The organism is Streptomyces plumbidurans (genome assembly GCF_019857225.1).
GTDB classification, from domain to species: domain Bacteria; phylum Actinomycetota; class Actinomycetes; order Streptomycetales; family Streptomycetaceae; genus Streptomyces; species Streptomyces plumbidurans.
Window position 1 is genome coordinate 263,073 of the sequence record NZ_JAFJSY010000006.1, and the last position, 15,691, is coordinate 278,763.

At 71.9% G+C, this 15,691-nt stretch carries 15 protein-coding genes; 7 read left to right on the forward strand and 8 right to left on the reverse strand.

From position 1 onward, the window contains the following. Window positions 1-35: 35 nt before the first annotated feature. The 4 genes from JYK17_RS05710 to JYK17_RS05725 form a co-directional block, all read right to left on the reverse strand. Window positions 36-389, reverse strand: a complete 354-nt coding sequence (locus tag JYK17_RS05710) for a UBP-type zinc finger domain-containing protein (RefSeq protein WP_108012871.1) — start codon at window positions 387-389, stop codon at window positions 36-38. After that, window positions 386-1,843: an ATP-binding protein gene (locus JYK17_RS05715; RefSeq protein ID WP_222809906.1), complete on the reverse strand. Its 1,458-nt coding sequence runs from the start codon at window positions 1,841-1,843 to the stop codon at window positions 386-388. Before JYK17_RS05715 ends, JYK17_RS05710 begins: the two co-directional genes overlap by 4 nt. Further along, window positions 1,840-3,516, reverse strand: a complete 1,677-nt coding sequence (locus tag JYK17_RS05720) for an NAD(P)/FAD-dependent oxidoreductase (protein WP_128804079.1) — start codon at window positions 3,514-3,516, stop codon at window positions 1,840-1,842. Before JYK17_RS05720 ends, JYK17_RS05715 begins: the two co-directional genes overlap by 4 nt. A 165-nt stretch (window positions 3,517-3,681) precedes the next feature. Continuing rightward, window positions 3,682-4,038, reverse strand: a complete 357-nt coding sequence (locus tag JYK17_RS05725; RefSeq protein WP_108012874.1) for a VOC family protein — start codon at window positions 4,036-4,038, stop codon at window positions 3,682-3,684. A 60-nt stretch (window positions 4,039-4,098) separates the two neighbouring features. On the opposite strand from JYK17_RS05725, the gene JYK17_RS05730 reads away from it, so the two are divergent. Then, window positions 4,099-4,974, forward strand: coding sequence for a universal stress protein (locus JYK17_RS05730; protein ID WP_108012875.1), 876 nt, complete (start codon window positions 4,099-4,101; stop codon window positions 4,972-4,974). 1 nt (window position 4,975) lies between these two features. On the opposite strand, the gene JYK17_RS05735 is transcribed toward JYK17_RS05730, so the two are convergent. From JYK17_RS05735 to JYK17_RS05745, 3 genes are all read right to left on the reverse strand, one after another. Next, window positions 4,976-6,211, reverse strand: a complete 1,236-nt coding sequence (locus JYK17_RS05735) for a DUF4032 domain-containing protein (RefSeq protein ID WP_108012876.1) — start codon at window positions 6,209-6,211, stop codon at window positions 4,976-4,978. A 41-nt stretch (window positions 6,212-6,252) separates the two neighbouring features. Continuing rightward, window positions 6,253-6,999 (reverse strand): MBL fold metallo-hydrolase, encoded by a 747-nt coding sequence (locus tag JYK17_RS05740; protein ID WP_108012877.1) that lies wholly within the window; start codon window positions 6,997-6,999, stop codon window positions 6,253-6,255. A gap of 171 nt (window positions 7,000-7,170) precedes the next feature. Beyond that, complete coding sequence (locus JYK17_RS05745; RefSeq protein WP_128804080.1) at window positions 7,171-7,797, reverse strand: alpha-ketoglutarate-dependent dioxygenase AlkB; 627 nt, start codon at window positions 7,795-7,797, stop codon at window positions 7,171-7,173. A gap of 200 nt (window positions 7,798-7,997) precedes the next feature. Here JYK17_RS05745 and JYK17_RS05750 point away from each other — a divergent pair, with 200 nt between their 5' ends. The 5 genes from JYK17_RS05750 to JYK17_RS05770 all read left to right on the forward strand — a co-directional run bounded on the left by JYK17_RS05750 (window position 7,998) and on the right by JYK17_RS05770 (window position 14,429). Next, the gene (locus tag JYK17_RS05750) at window positions 7,998-8,636 is read left to right on the forward strand and encodes a TetR/AcrR family transcriptional regulator (protein WP_108012879.1); all 639 of its coding nucleotides are present in this window, start codon (window positions 7,998-8,000) and stop codon (window positions 8,634-8,636) included. A gap of 17 nt (window positions 8,637-8,653) precedes the next feature. After that, window positions 8,654-10,324, forward strand: a complete 1,671-nt coding sequence (locus tag JYK17_RS05755) for an FAD-binding dehydrogenase (protein WP_128804081.1) — start codon at window positions 8,654-8,656, stop codon at window positions 10,322-10,324. A gap of 186 nt (window positions 10,325-10,510) precedes the next feature. After that, window positions 10,511-11,197 (forward strand): FadR/GntR family transcriptional regulator, encoded by a 687-nt coding sequence (locus JYK17_RS05760; protein WP_108012881.1) that lies wholly within the window; start codon window positions 10,511-10,513, stop codon window positions 11,195-11,197. Next, window positions 11,194-12,576, forward strand: coding sequence for a tocopherol cyclase family protein (locus JYK17_RS05765; RefSeq protein WP_222809907.1), 1,383 nt, complete (start codon window positions 11,194-11,196; stop codon window positions 12,574-12,576). The genes JYK17_RS05760 and JYK17_RS05765 overlap by 4 nt, the downstream gene beginning before the upstream one ends. Beyond that, entirely contained in the window at window positions 12,573-14,429 is a 1,857-nt protein-coding gene (locus JYK17_RS05770; RefSeq protein ID WP_222809908.1) for a GMC family oxidoreductase, read from the forward strand. Before JYK17_RS05765 ends, JYK17_RS05770 begins: the two co-directional genes overlap by 4 nt. On the opposite strand, the gene JYK17_RS05775 is transcribed toward JYK17_RS05770, so the two are convergent. Then, on the reverse strand, window positions 14,384-14,743 hold the full coding sequence (locus tag JYK17_RS05775; RefSeq protein ID WP_108012884.1) for a DUF488 domain-containing protein: 360 nt from the start codon (window positions 14,741-14,743) through the stop codon (window positions 14,384-14,386). The two genes, JYK17_RS05770 and JYK17_RS05775, sit on opposite strands and share 46 nt — an antisense overlap. Window positions 14,744-14,917: 174 nt before the next feature. Between JYK17_RS05775 and JYK17_RS05780 the strand changes: the two genes are divergently transcribed. After that, window positions 14,918-15,691, forward strand: a complete 774-nt coding sequence (locus tag JYK17_RS05780; RefSeq protein ID WP_128804620.1) for a hypothetical protein — start codon at window positions 14,918-14,920, stop codon at window positions 15,689-15,691.

The following is a 15,691-nucleotide window of genomic DNA, read 5'->3' on the forward strand; positions in this document are numbered from 1 at the left end:
GCGTCAGCGCCCTTCGCTGCGTTCGCGTCCGGTGCTCAGGACCGCAGCGTCTTCGTCCAGTCGGCCGGCACCCGCCCCGCGGGGCCCGGCGCCGGCTGGTCCGCCGGGTGGCTCTCCGGCGGCGCGAGAGCGGGACCGGACTCGTACAGCTGCGAGCTGTCGAAGTCCCAGAACCAGCTCTCGCCCGGCTCGAAGCTCTGGATCACCCGGTGGCCGGTGGCCTTCCAGTGGGCGGTGGCATGCTTGCCGGGGGAGTCGTCGCAGCAGCCGACGTGACCGCACTGGGCGCACCGCCGCAGATGGAACCACCAGCCGCCCGCCTCGTCGCACTCGGTGCATCCGGTGCCGCTCGGCGGGACGCTCGCGTCGATTCCGTTGGCGCTGGTCATACGGGCTCCTCGGAGGGTTCGTCGGCCGAGGCGGTCAGCGGCAGCAGGACCTGGAAGCGGGTGTCGCCGGGTTCGGACTCGACCTGGAGGGTGCCGTGGTGCTTGTTGACGACGATCCGCCAGGAGATGTCGAGGCCGAGCCCCGTGCCCTCGCCCACCGGCTTGGTGGTGAAGAACGGGTCGAAGATACGGCCGCGGATCTCCTTCGGCACGCCGGGGCCGGTGTCGCGGAACTCGACGAGCAGCATGTCGTGCTCCATGCCCGTCCGCACGGTCAACGTGCCTTCTCCACCGGCGCTGTTGATGGCCGAGACCGCGTTGTCGATGAGGTTGGTCCACACCTGGTTGAGCTCGGCCGGGTAGGCGGGGATCTTCGGCAGCGTACGGTCGTAGTCCTTGACGACGTCGATCCGCGGGCCGATCTTGCCGCCAAGCATCAGCAGGGTGCTGTCGAGCAGTTCATGGACGTCGGCGTCCTGGAAGGGGGCACGGTCGAGCTGCGAGTACTGCTTGGCGGCGTCGACGAGATGCGAGATGCGGGTGGTCGAGTCGTTGATCTCGTCCATCAACAGCTCTGTCTCGACGGTGTAGTTGAGCCAGCCGATCGCGTTCGGCAGGATCTCCTCGTCCACGGCGGCCGCGATCTGGTCCAGCCAGTCGACGTCGAGACCGGCCTGCACGAAGGTGGGCGCGATCCGCCAGCCCTCCTGGATGTCGTGGTCGTCCAGCCAGTCGGTGACCGTGTCCTCCCGGTCCGACGCCTCCAGCGGGCTCAACGTGGGTGCCTTGGCGACGCGTTCGGCCGTGCGCTCCTGGATGTCGATGAGGTTGGCCATGACCTCGGGGCTGTACGAGCCCTGCGCGATGATCGCCAGCTTGTGGCGCATCTTGCCCACCCGCTCGCGCAGCGTGGCGGTGGCCCGCACGGCCGCGGCGGCCGGGTTGTTGAGCTCGTGGGTGAGCCCGGCGGACAACGAGCCCAGCGCCAGCAGCCGTTCACGCTGGCCGATGGCGCGCTGCGTGTTCTTCGAGCCGAAGAACAGCCCCTCCAGCAGATGCACCGCCATCGGGAACCACTCCTGCATGATGGCCGCGAAGGTGTCCGCGGGCAGCACGAAGAACCTGGTCGGCTCCGTGACGCGCATGGAGTTGTTGTAGACCTGGCGGACCCGGTCCCCGATGTAGGCCTGCATGGCGCCCGAGTACACCCCGGGCTGTGAGGTGCGGGTGACCTCCACGTCGTCGCCGCCGACCCGCCGCGACAGCACGACGGTGCCTTCGACCATCACGTAGAAGCAGGTGGCGGGATCGCCCTCGGTGTACACCGGGCCCGCCTCGAACCGCTCCACCCGCCCCTCGCTGCACAGCCGCCCGAGCTGCTCCGGGGTGAGCTTCTCGAACAGGAACAGCGAACCGATCTCCTGCGGGCTGCAGGGCATCAACTGCCCGCTCACGACTGCTCCAGATACCGGTGGACGAGCATCACGGCCATGGCTCCCTCTCCGACGGCGGACGCGACGCGCTTGGCGGAGTCGGCGCGTGCGTCGCCCGCCACGAACACGCCGGGAATATTGGTCTCCAGGTGGTACGGCGGCCGGTCCAGCTCCCAGTCCGCGGGCGGCCGCCCGTCCGCGGTCAGGTCGGGCCCGGCCAGGATGAACCCGTGGTCGTCCCGCAGCACCGTGCCGTCCAGCCAGCCGGTCAGCGGGGCGGCGCCGATGAACACGAACATCCACTGCGCGTCGACGAGTTCGGTCTCGCCGGTGTCCACGTCCCGCAGCAGCAGCTGCTCCAGACGGCCGGAGCCGTGCGCCGCCTCGACGACGGTACGCGCGCGTACCGTGATGTTCGGCGACTCGTTGATCTGCTGGATGAGGTAGTACGACATAGACGCGGACAGGTCGGCGCCGCGCACCAGCAGGGTGACCGACTTGGCGCCCCGGGCGAGATACATGGCCGCCTGACCGGCGGAGTTGGCGCCGCCGACGATGTACACGTCCTGCCCCTGGCAGGAGGCCGCCTCGGTGAGCGCCGAGCCGTAGAAGACCCCGCACCCGGTCAGGTCGTTGCAGCCGGGCGCCTCCAACTGCCGGTAGGAGACGCCGGTCGCGAGGATCACGCTGTGCGCGGCGACCGCCGAGCCGTCGGAGAACCGCACCGTCCGCGCGGCTCCGTTGACCTCGAGACCGGTCACCTCGCGCGTGGTGAGGATCTCGGCGCCGAACTTGCCGGCCTGCCGTCGCGCCCGCTCGGTGAGCTGCGCCCCGGACACGCCGTCGGGGAAGCCGAGGTAGTTCTCGATCCGTGAGCTCTGGCCCGCCTGCCCTCCGGTCGCCGACCGCTCCACGAGCACGGTCCGCAGCCCCTCTGAGGCGCCGTACACCGCGGCACCGAGCCCCGCGGGCCCGCCGCCGATGACGACGAGGTCGTAGAAGTCGGCCGCGGGCGTCGTCGCCAGGCCCACCCGCGCGGCCAGCTCCGGAGCCTCCGGCTGCACCAGCGGCGCCCCGTCCGGGGTGATCACCAGCGGCAGCCGCTGCCCGTCCTGCCCGGCCGCCGCCAGCAGCCGCTGCCCCTCGGGTTCCTCGGCCGAGTACCAGCGGTAGGGCACCTGATTGCGCGCCAAAAACTCCCGTACGTCCGACGAGCGCGCCGACCAGCGGTGCCCGACCACCTTGGTGCTGGTCACCGGGCGGAAGTCGCTGCGGCGCCACGCCTCGAGCAGGTCGTCCAGGACCGGGTAGAGCTTCTCCTCCGGTGGGTCCCAGGGCTTGAGCAGATAGTGGTCGAGGTCGACGACGTTGATCGCGTCGATCGCCGCGTTGGTGTCGGCGTACGCCGTCAGCAGGACCCGCCGGGCGCCCGGATGGACGTCGAGGGCCTGCTCCAGGAACTCGATGCCGTTCATCTGAGGCATGCGGTAGTCGGCCAGGATCACGGCCACGAGATCACCGCGCAGCTTCAGCTCCCGCAGTGCTTCCAGCGCCGACTCGCCGGACTCCGCGCGGACGATCCGGTACGACTCGCCGTAGCGGCGCCGCAGGTCGCGGGCGACGGCCCGGGACACCCCGGGATCGTCGTCCACCGTCATGATGACAGTCCGCGCTGCGTCGGACGCCTGTGCCATACGTCTCCCACCCCGTGTGGTCGGACCGACGGCTCGACGAGCGCTGTCGCTCAGGCGGTCGCCGCGCCGGCTCCCGCCCATCGTATGTTCGATCGTCCCGCTTCGCTCCGCCATAAGGCTTGCGTTCGCTGTGGGCAGGGCAGCCGGGCCCCGCGGGGGAGGAGGTCAGCGGCGTCGCGAGGAGAGCACGCAGAACTCGTTGCCCTCGGGGTCGGCCAGCGTCACCCAGGGGACGTCGTCGCCCTGTCCGACGTCCACGTGCCGGGCGCCGAGGGCGAGCAGCCGGGCCACCTCCGCGTCCCGGTCGTCCGGGCGGAAGTCCATGTGCAGCCGGTTCTTGACCGTCTTGCCCTCCGGGACCTGGGCGAAGATGAGCCCGGGCAGCGTGTCCTTGTCGGGGCGGATCTCGAACTCGCCGGGGTCGTCGTTGACCACGACCCAGCCGAGCGCCTCGGTCCACCAGCGGCCCAGCGCGACGGGATCGGCGGCGTCGACGTTGAGTTGCTCCCATTCCAAGGCCATGGGACAAGCGTAGTGAAGACTGACGTCCAGCGAAGCGACCATGACGACGGAGGCAGCCACATGACGCGCCCGATCACCGCGGGGGTCGACGGAACCGAGGAGAGCTTCGCCGCTCTGGACTGGGCGGCGAGGGAGGCGGTGCGCCGGGGCCTGCCGCTGCGCGTGGTGCAGGCCTGGAGCTTCCAGCCGTACGAGGCGATCGACGCCGCTGACCCCGACACCCAGGCCGGATGGGTGCGCGACGCGCTCGACGAGGCCGTACGCGGTGTCACCGGACGGCACACCGGTCTCGACGTCGCCGCCGACGTGGTATCGGGGGACACCGTCGAGACGCTGCTCGACGCGGCCGCGAACGCGGAGATGTTGGTGCTCGGATCGCGCGGCCACGGCCCGGTCGTCGGCTTCCTGCTCGGCTCCGTCGGCCAGCAGGTGATCGTCGGGACGAAGCGGCCGGTGGTGCTCGTCCGCGCCGGGGACCAGCCGACGGCGGAGGCGGCCGGCCGTGAGATCGTCGTCGGCCAGCAGGGCGAACCTGAGGACAGCGTCGACGCGCTGCGGTTCGCGTTCGAGACGGCGGCCCGGCGCGGCGCCACCGTGCGTGTGGTGCGGGCCTGGTCCCTGCCGCCGGTGTTCGCCTACAGCCCGGGTTCGATGGAGCTGCTCGACGAGGCGGGCGGCCTGGAGCCGTTCGAGAAGAAGGCGCTCGGCGCCGCCCTGCAGCCGATGCGGGAGCTGTTTCCGGACGTTCCGGTGATCGAGCACGTGGAGATCGGCAGCGCGGGTCAGGTGCTGCTGTCGGTCGCCGGGCGGGCCCAGTTGATGGTCGTCGGCCGGCGCGCCCACCGCACGGCCGTGGGCGCACGCATCGGATCGGTCGCGCACGGGGTGCTGCACCACGCGCCCTGCCCGGTGGCCGTGGTCCCGAACACCGACTGAGTCACTCGCCCGACATGGGCTGCAGCGTCTCGCGGGCCTTCGGCAGGATGTTTTTGATGTAGTCGTCGACCGCGGTGTCCAGGCCGATGTCGTGCTGTGCGCGCTCGGACAGGTACCAGCGGTGCTCCAGCAGCTCGTGGTAGATCTCCGCGGAGTCCATCGTGCCGCGCAGTTCGACGGGTACGGCGCGCACGGTGGGGCGGAAGACGTCCCGCACCCACCGGTGCGCCAGCACCTCGGGGCGAGCGGCAAGCGGGTCCCCTGGCGCGTAGTCGTCCTGGGTGGCCATCCAGCTCTCCAGGTCGTTCAGCAGCCGCCGGGCCTGGTTCTCCTCGGCGTCCAGGCCGGTCAGGCGCAGCAGTTGGCGCTGGTGGTGACCGGCGTCGACGACCTTGGGCACGAAGGTGACGGTGTCGCCGTTCGAGGAGTGCGCGATCTGCATCTCGGCCACGTCGAAGCCGAGGTCGTTCAGACGGCGGATCCGGCGCTCTATGTAGTGGTACTTGCCCGCCGGATACACGGAGGTCCGGGTCAGCTCCTCCCACAGATCGCCGTAGCGGGCGCAGATCTCCGTGCCGAACTCGATCGGATCCACGGACGGGTGCAGCGCTCCCGAGGCCTCCAGGTCCAGCAGCTCGCCGCTGATGTTCACCCGGGCCAGATCGAGGTCGTATTCCCGCTGACCGGAGCTGAGCGCGGGATGCAGGTCGCCGGTCTCGGCGTCCACCAGGTAGGCGGCGTAGGCGCCCGCGTCGCGCCGGAAGAGCGTGTTGGACAGCGAGCAGTCGCCCCATGCGAACCCCGCCAGGTGCAGACGCACAAGGAGCACGGCCAGGGCGTCCATCAGGCGGTGCATGGTGGCCGGGCGCATGGTCGTCTCGAACATCGAGCGGTACGGCTGCGAGCCGCGCAGATGCCGGGTGATCAGCACCGGCTCCAGCGGCTCCCCCTCGGCGTCGGAGCGCCCGGTGACCACGGCGAGCGGGTCGACCGCCGGGATGCCGAGCCGGTCGAGGTCGCGCAGCAGCCCGTACTCGCGCTGGGCGGGCCGTTCGGCGAGCTCCTTGACGGCGATGACCTCGTCGCCGGCGCGGGCGTAGCGCACGACGTGCCGGGATATGCCGCGCGGCAGCGGGACCAGGTACTCGTCCGGCCACTGTTCCAGGGGCAGCTGCCACGGCAGCGCCAGCAGGAGCGCGGGATGCTCCGGGTTCGTCGCGCTGATCTGCAGTGCCATGGCTCGCGTGTCCTCGCCCTCGCGGTGATCGTCACCTCACCCTAAAGGGCACGCTCCTTGGCCAGAAGTGCTGCCTCACGCAACGGACCGCGGTGTGCGGGACCGTGTCCGGGCAGCATCACGTCGCCGTCCAGTGCGGCCAGAACGTCCAGCGAGGCGATGGCGCGGGCCCGTTCGTGGTGGAACATGTCGGGCAGCAGCTGCGGCCCCTTGATCCTCGAAGTGGGGTGGCCGCTGGCCAGGGCGTCGCCCGAGATCAGCACCCCGGCCTCCGGCAGGTGGAAGGCCGCGTGGCCGTCGGTGTGACCGGGCGTGTGCACCGGAACGGGCCGGCCGGGCAGGTCCAGCGCGCCCGCCGCTGGGAAAGGTTCCGGCGCGGCGACCGGCACATGGGCCGTGCCGCCGGAGCGCAGGGCGTGCACCGACCAGGGCAGCACCCCGGGCCGCCAGCTGTTCCTGACGACCTGTCCGACGGTCACCTGGTGCAGGAAGTCCCGGCGCGCGTGTGGGACTTCGGCCTCGTGCAGGTAGACCGGCGTGCCGTAGGTGCAGCGCAGGAACTCGGCGGAGCCCAGGTGGTCGTTGTGGGCGTGCGTGATCAGTACCGCGGCGACCGCCTCCGGTGAGCCGCCCACCAACTCCAGGGAGGCGAGCAGCAGTTCACGGTCTCCGGGGTAGCCCGTGTCGACAAGAGTGATCTCGTTGCCCTCGGTGAGGATCACCCAGTTGGTGTTGCTGCCGTGCACCAGGTGGATGCTGTCGGCGACTTGCCGTACGTCTGCCCGCATGTTTGCCCCGCGTGGTGAGGTCCTGCCCGACGGCACCAGCAAAGCAGACCGGCGGGCCACCGGAACCGGCGGGTCCGCGCCAATCGGCACCCGCACAGGGGAAGGGCTGCCTCCGGCACCGTCCGCCGGAGGCAGCCCCCTGCGCGCAGCCGAAGCGGCCGCCTCTCCGCCTCACTGCACGCCGTGCGGGCGGAACTGGATGCTGATGCGCGGTCCCGCGGCGCGAGTGGTCTTCGGTACGCAGTGCTCCCAGGTCCGCTGGCAGGAGCCGCCCATCACGATGAGATCGCCGTGCCCCAGCGGGCGCCGCACGCTCTCGCCGCCCCGCACCGGACGCAGCAGCAGATCGCGGGGCGCGCCCACGGAGACGATGGCCACCATCGTGTCCTCGCGGGCGCCCCGCCCGATCCGGTCGCCGTGCCAGGCGACGCTGTCCCGCCCGTCGCGGTAGTAGCAGAGCCCGGCCGTGGTGAACGGCTCGCCCAGTTCGTCGGCGTAGTGCGCGGACAGGGCGCCGCGGGCCTCGTCCAGGACGGGGTGCGGAAGGGTGTCGTCCGCGCCGTAGAAGCAGAGCAGCCGGGGTACGTCGACGACCTGGTCGTACATCTTCCGGCGCTCCGCACGCCACGGGACCTCGGCGGCGAGGCGTTCGAACAGGGCGTCCGCGCCGCCGAGCCATCCGGGCAGCACGTCGATCCAGGCGCCGAGCCCGAGCCACGTGCGCCGGATCCCGCCGAGGGAGCCGAGCCGCAGCTGGTCGGTCTGGTCGAAGAGCGAGCCCTGGAGGTGCGTGGTCATGGGACCAGCGTACTCCTCGATTCGAAAATTTGTTCCCCTCGGCTTTTTCGGTCCTGCGGCTCTCGCGGTCCTGCGGCTCTCGCGGTCCTGCGGCTCTCGCGGTTCTCCGGCCCTCTCGGTCCTCCGGCTCTGTCGATTCCGAAGCCCTTTCGATACATTGCTGTATCGGATACATTCCCGTATCGAACGGAGGTACGGGCATGGTGACGGAGGAGAAGGCCGAGCGGCGCGTCACGCGGCGCAGGGTCCGGACGCGGGCCAACCTGCTCGACGCCGCCTTCGCCGTGTTCGCCGCCAAGGGCTTCGGACGGGTCTCGATCGAGGAGGTCTGCGAGGCCGCCGGGTACAGCAGGGGCGCGTTCTACTCCAACTTCGACAGCCTGGACGAGTTGTTCTTCGCCCTCTACCGCGAGCGCGCCGACCTCATCGCGGACCAGGTGTCCGGCGCCCTCGCCCAGGACGTGCCCGACCTCGACGTGCCCGCCGCCGTCGACCGGGTCACCGAGGTGCTGCTCCTCGACCTGGACTGGCTCCTGGTGAAGACGGACTTTTTGGTCCACGCCGCCCGCGCCCCGCAGGTCGCCGGGACACTGCTGGAGCACCGGGCGCGGCTGCGCCGTGCGATCGCCGAACGGCTCGCCCGCGCACAGGGTTTCGGCGAACTGCCCGCCGTGCTCGGCGACGCCGACGGCGCGGCCCACGCCGTGGTCGCCGCCTACGACGGCGTCACCACCCAGCTTCTGCTGGACAAGAACGTCGAGGCCGCGCGCGCCTGGCTCACACAATTGCTCACCGCGCTGCTGACGGACGGCAGCAGCCCTCAGTCTGACCCCCATTGAGAGAAGGATCGGTCGCCATGGATGCGGACGTCATCGTCGTCGGAGCGGGCCTCGCGGGTCTGGTCGCCGCGCACGAGCTGACCAGTCGGGGCCGGCGGGTCGCGCTGGTCGACCAGGAGAACGCCGCCAACCTCGGCGGCCAGGCGTTCTGGTCCTTCGGCGGCCTCTTCCTCGTCGACACCCCGGAGCAGCGGCGCCTGGGCATCAAGGACTCCTTCGAGCTGGCCTGGAGTGACTGGCAGGGCAGCGCCCAGTTCGACCGCGCGGACGACGAGGACTCCTGGGCGGTGCGCTGGGCGCGCGCCTATGTCGAATGGGCGGCGGGGGAGAAGCGGTCCTGGCTGGAGGGGCACGGCATCAAGGTGCTGCCCACGGTCGGCTGGGCCGAGCGGGGCGACCTCAGGGCGGACGGACACGGCAACTCCGTGCCCCGCTTCCACATCAGCTGGGGCACCGGCACCGGCGTCGTCGAACCCTTCGTCAACTACGCCAAACAGGCCGCGCGCGACGGCCTGTTGACCTTCCACCACCGCCACCGGGTCGACGAGCTCGTCATCGAGGAGGGCACGGCACGCGGCGTACGCGGCACGGTCCTCGCCGAGGACCACTCCGCCCGTGGCGTGGCCTCCAACCGCGACCGCATCGGCGACTTCCAACTCACCGCGAAGGCCGTCGTCGTCACCACCGGCGGCATCGGCGCCGACCACGACATCGTCCGCCGCTACTGGCCCGAGCGCCTCGGCACCCCGCCCGCCGAGATGGTCACCGGCGTGCCCGCGTACGTCGACGGCCGCATGCTCGACATCAGCGCCGAGGCGGGCGTACGTCTGGTCAACCGCGACCGCATGTGGCACTACACCGAGGGCCTGCGCAACTGGGATCCGATCTGGCCAGGACACGGCATCCGCATCCTGCCCGGCCCGTCGTCGATGTGGCTCGACGCCCTCGGCCGCCGCCTTCCCGACCCCTGCCTCCCGGGCTACGACACCCTCAGCACGCTCAAGTACCTGCGCGCCACCGAGGACATCGCCGAGCACAGCCACTCCTGGTTCATCCTCACCCGGAAGATCATCGAGAAGGAGTTCGCGCTGTCGGGCTCCGAGCAGAACCCCGACATCACCGCCAAGGACAAGGCGGCGGTGCTGAAGAACCGCTTCGGCAAGGGCGCCCCCGGCCCGGTGGACGCCTTCCTGCGCAAGGGCGCCGACTTCGTGACGGCCCCGACGCTGGAGCAACTGGTCACGAAAATGAACGAGTTGACGGACAAGCCGCTGCTGGACGCCGCCGAAGTGCGCCGCCAGATCGAGGCCCGCGACCTGCAGATGGCCAACCCGTACAGCAAGGACTCCCAGATCCAGGGCATCCGCAACGCCCGCCGCTACATCGGCGACCGCCTCGGCCGCGTCGCCACCCCGCACCGCATCCTCGACCCGGCGGCGGGACCGCTGATCGGCGTCAAGCTGAACATCCTCACCCGCAAGACCCTCGGCGGCATCCAGACCGACCTCGACTCGCGCGCCCTGAACGCCGACGGCGAGCCGATCGAGGGCCTCTACGCGGCCGGTGAGGTCGCGGGCTTCGGCGGCGGAGGCGTCCATGGCTACAACGCCCTGGAGGGCACCTTCCTCGGCGGCTGCCTCTTCTCGGGCCGTGCGGCCGGCCGGGCGGCGGCACGGCAGACCGCCTGACCAGGACGGAAGCGCACCAGGGGCGGCCGGTGACAGCGACCGGCCGCCTCTTCGGCGCCGGCATGTGAACGACGGGGCGCAGAAGGGGGGTTGACCGTCGGTGGACCGCGCTGGTTGAGTGGATGAGCCACTCAGCCACGTCGCACATGCACACCACCCGTGTCGGTACGTATTCAGGAGGCATCCGTGGAGGCCCTGCCCCGCGAGACGATCGTGGACGTCCTCGAATCCAGGCTGCGCGAGGACATCCTGGCCGGACGCCATCCGGCGGGCAGCTATCTGCCTCCGGAACGCCAACTGGCCGACGGATACGGCGTCACCCGCACCACCCTCAAGCACGCCTTCGGCCGCCTCGTCCAGGCCGGCCTGCTGGAGACCCGGCACGGAGTCGGCACCAGGGTGCGCGACTACGCCCGGCTCGGCGGCGCCGACCTCCTGCCGATGCTCGTGCGCCACGACGCCAAGTGGGTCCGGGAGATCTTCGAAGTACGGCGCGCCGTGGGCGCGTTGATCGCCGAGCGGGCCGCGGCACGGGCCACCTCGAAGCAGCACGCCGAACTGCACCGGCTCCTCGACGCCGTACGGGAGGCCGAGGGCGCGGACGCCGTGCAGCTGGCCGACGTCGAGGTGCACCGCGCCCTGGCCCGGGCGACCGGCAACCGGGTCTACGTCCTGCTGACCAACACGCTCTTCAACGCGTATCTGCCCGTACGCGCAGCCCTGAGCGGGCCGTTCACCGATCCTGCGACGGCCCATCGGCGGCTCGCCCCCGTGGTCGAGGCGGTGGTGTCCGGCGACGGCCGGAAGGCGCACGCGGCCGCGGACGCCTATCTGCGCGACACCGAGAAGATCATGTTGGAGGGTCTGGCGTGAGGGGCACGACGTTCACGGAGACGATGCTCGGCACGGTCCGGTTCGACGCCGGGGACCCGGTCCGCCGCATCCGTCTGGACCTGCGGGCCGAGTGCGAGGAGATCCTGCGTCCGCACCGCACCACCCGCGCCCGCGTCCACGGCCGCCTCCGTATCGCCGGACTGGCCGACGACCCTGACGCCACAGGGGAGTTGGAGATTTCCCCGCTCGCCCGGCGCCGCATCCGCTACCGGCTGACGTTCACCGCCGACGGCCGCTCCTTCACCCTGGACGGCTGGAAGTCGGTGAGCCCGCGTCACCCGGTGAGGTCGATGACCGTCCTGCCGTTCACGCTCTACGAGGACGGCGTGCGGGCCGGACAGGGCACCCTCCGCTTCCCCGTCACGACCGGGCTGGCCCCTTTCCTGCTGAGCTTCCGCTTCCCTCGGCGCGAGGACGCCGCCCGGTACGCCGTGCCGCGCTGGGACGGCAGCCCCGGCCGTACCGAGGTCTGGTACACCACCCTGACCGACCCCGCGACCGGCACCGGCATCTGGCTGCACCACGAACTGGTCGCGCCCGCCGACGGATCCGAGCCCCACGCGCACGGCTGGGCGGCGACCTTCCCGCCCGAGGGAAAGGTGCGCCACGTCCGCTTCGGACCCGCCCCCTGGCACAGCCCCACCCACGGCTTCACGGCCGAGGGCGTCGACGCGGGCCCGGGACAACTGACCGGAAGCGCAGGCGACTTCCACTGGAACCTCACCGAACAGCCCCTGGCCGATCCTCTGTTCACCTTTCCCCGCTGGTCCTGGCGGCGCCCCCTGCTCCCCGCGACGCACATGCTCCCCGCGGCACGGGCCGCCTACGACGGAACGTTCAGCGACGGTGAGCGCACGCTGACCCTGCGCGCCGCCCCCGGAGCCTCCGCCCGCATCAACGGCCGTGGCAACGCCCGCCGTTGGGCCTGGCTGCACGCGGACCTGGGCGGCTCGGACGTCCTCGAAGTGGTGGCGGCGGTGTCGACGCGGCCCGTGCTGCGGCGGCTGCCCCCGCTCGTCTTCCTGCGCCTGCACCGCAACGGGCGCACCTGGCCGCGCCGGCCCGAGCGCACCGCGGTCGGCGTGTTCGGTGCCGGACGCTTCCGCGCCCGCATCGGCCTGCCCACGTGGACCGTGACCGGCCGTACGCTGCTGCGCCGCATCCGCGTCGAAGTCACCCAGCCCGAGGAACGCACCCTCGCCCTGGACTACCGCGACCCGGACGGCGCCGCCGCCGTCTGCCGCAACAGTGAGAGTGCCGACGCGACCGTCCTGTTGGAGCGCTGGTGGGGTCGCTGGCGCGGCGAGGCGTCATGGACTCTGCGGGCCAGCGCACATGCCGAGGTGGGGGACCGATGAGCGCGCGTGGACTGGTGGCCGCGCTGCTGGCCGACACGGGGGACGAGGAGTGGGTGGCGCGTGTGCCCGCGCGGCTGGGCACGTTCCTGTCGGCACTGCCCGGGCCCGTACGTGCCGGAGTGCGTGCCGCCGCCACCGCCGTCGACGCATACGCCCTCCTGCACAGCGGGCGCCGCCTCGCCGCCCTTACCCCGGAGGAGCGCGAGAGCGTGCTCGCGTCGCTCGCCGCACGCCCCGGGCTCGTACCGGCGCTCGACCTCCTCAAGGTCCCCGTGCTGCTCGCCGCCGCCACCGAGCGGACGCCGCTTGCGCGGGCGGCGGCGGTTCCGGAGGACCCGCCCCTGGACTGCACCCCCGCCGAGGAGTGGCCCGACCGCGCCACCGCCGACGCCGTCGTGGTGGGCTCCGGCGCCGGAGGTGCCATGGCTGCGCGGACGCTGGCGCGCGCCGGGCTGTCCGTCGTGGTGCTGGAGGAGGGCGAGCACCACACCACGGCGTCCTTCGGTCGCCGCCTGCCGCTGGACCGCTTCACCGATCTGTACCGGGACGGCGGCGCGACGGCCGCGCTGGGCAATCCGCCCCTGCTGCTGCCCGTCGGACGAGCCGTGGGCGGCACCACCGTCGTCAACTCCGGTACCTGCTACCGCACTCCGGACCATGTCCTGGACCGCTGGAGCCGGCGCCACGGCTTCCGTGTCGCCGACGATCTGCCCGCGCACCTCGACGAGGTCGAACGCACCCTGCGCGTCGCCACCCAGCCGCTCGACGTCCTCGGCGCCAACGGCCTGCTCGCCCTGGCCGGCGCCGAACGGCTCGGCTGGCGGGCGGGGCCGCTGCGCCGCAACGCGCCGGGCTGCAAGGGCTCCTGCCAGTGCGTCGTGGGCTGCCCCACCGGCGCCAAGCAGAGCGTGCAGCTGTCCGTGCTGCCCGAGGCGTGCGCCACCGGAGCGCGGATCGTCACCGGCGCACCGGTCCTGCGGATCCTGCTCGACCACGACCGTCCGGGCCCGCCCCGGGCGTCCGGCGTCCGGGTGCGCCGGGCCGACGGCAGCGAGCTGGAGATCCTCAGCCCCCTCGTCGTCACGGCAGCGGGAGCGCTGCAGACCCCGCAGCTGCTGCGCCGCTCGGGCCTCGGCGGCCACCCCCGGCTCGGCCGCAACCTCAGCGTCCATCCGGCGACCAGCGTCGCGGGCCGCTTCCCCGAACCGGTCACCTCCTGGAAGGGCGTCCTGCAGAGCGCCGGCATCGAGGAGCTGCACGAGCACGGCATCCTGATCGAGGCGACCGCGAGCCCGCCCGGCATGAGCAGCTTCGTGCTGCCCGGCGTCGGCCGCTCCCTGCGACGCGAACTGGAGGGAGCCGACCGGCTGGCCGTCCTCGGCGCCATGATCGCCGACCGTCCCTCGGGCCGCGTCCTGGGCCGCGACCGCACCCTGGTCCGCTACCGCCTGGACCCGCGCGACGGCGAGCGGCTGATGACGGCCGTACGCGCCATGGGCCGTCTCCTGTTCGCGGCAGGGGCGGAGGAAGTCCTCACCGGCATCCCCCGAGCACCGCGCGCCCGCACCCTCGGCGAACTCGACGCCCTGCTCGCAGGCATCACCGCGCGCGATCTGCATCTGTCGGCCTTCCACCCGACCGGCACCGTCGCCGCGGGCGGTGATCCGCGCCGGGCGCCCGCCGATGCCGAGGGCCGGCTGCGCGGCGTCGACGGCGTGCTCGTCGCCGACGCCTCGGTACTGCCGGGCTGCCCGGAGGTGAACCCCCAACTCAGCATCATGGCAGCCGCATTGGCCGTCACCGGGCGCTACGTCGAGCGCTCCTCCAGCAGCCGGAGCAGCACGGCGGCGTGACTCGTGTCCGGTTCCTTGGCGGCGGTCAGCAGTGTCACCGCCCCCTTGGCGGCCAACTCCCGTACGTGATCCAGGAGTTCGGCCGCCTCGGGGGCGTCCAGCTCCGACTCGTAACGGCCGGCGAACTCCTCGTAGGACCCCTCGCCCGCGTGGTACCAGCGGCGCAGCTCGGTGGACGGTGTCATGGCCTTGGGCCACTCGTCCACCTGCGCGGACTCCTTGGACACCCCGCGCGGCCACAGCCGGTCGACCAGGACGCGGACTCCGTCGTCCGGCTCGGGTGATTCGTAGACACGACGCACGCGAACACTCATGCCCGGTCCTTCCTGGATGAGGGGATACGTCCCTGTAGTGGCAGTTGATGCCGAGCGTAGACCGTCCGTCCCCGATTCTCCGTTCACCTGGTGGTTGTACTGTTCAGGAAAGTCGAACAGCGCCCGAAACCTGACGAGTTCCTCACATGAGTCGGTCACAGTCGATCCGTGATCATGATTAGACCCCGTTTCGCGCTGCTCGCCGCGTGCCTGCTCCTGACGGGCTGCGGCAGCGGAGCCGTGGCGTCGACGGGCCATGCGCCCGGCGCCCCGGCCGATCCGGGTACCCCCACCACCAGTGCGGCCGTCGCGTCGAGTCCGGCGGTCACGCCCTCACCCGAGATGTCCGCCCAGGGCGCCCCGCTGAACCTGCCGGGGCTGGGACCGAAGACCCGCGCCCAAGTCCCCGCCGACGCCCGCCAGGCGGTCGTCGTGACCGGGCGTGGCAAGAACTCCCCACGATCCACCGTCGTCCTGTACCGGCGCACGGCGGAGGGCTGGCACGCCGACGCCACCTGGCCCGCGCACAACGCGCTCAAGGGCTGGTCCGACCACCACATGGGCAACGACCTGCGCTCGCCCATCGGCGTCTACGGCCTCACCGACGCCGGCGGGCTGCTCGCCGACCCCGGCACCCGGCTGCCGTACCACCACTCCCACGGGTTCGTCTCGCCCGGCACGGGGTTCGAGGGCGAGCCGCTCGCCGGCTCCTTCGACTACGTGGTGGCGATCAACTACAACCGCAAGCCGGGTACCACCCCGCTCGACTGGACCCGCCCCCTCGGGGCCAAGCGCGGCGGCGGCATATGGTTCCACGTCGACCACGGCGGCCCCACCCACGGCTGCGTCAGCATCTCCGAGCGGCACATGAAGGACCTGCTGCGTGCGCTCGACCCCGCCCTCCATCCCATCGCCGTCATGGGGGACGCCAAGTCCCTCGCACGCTGA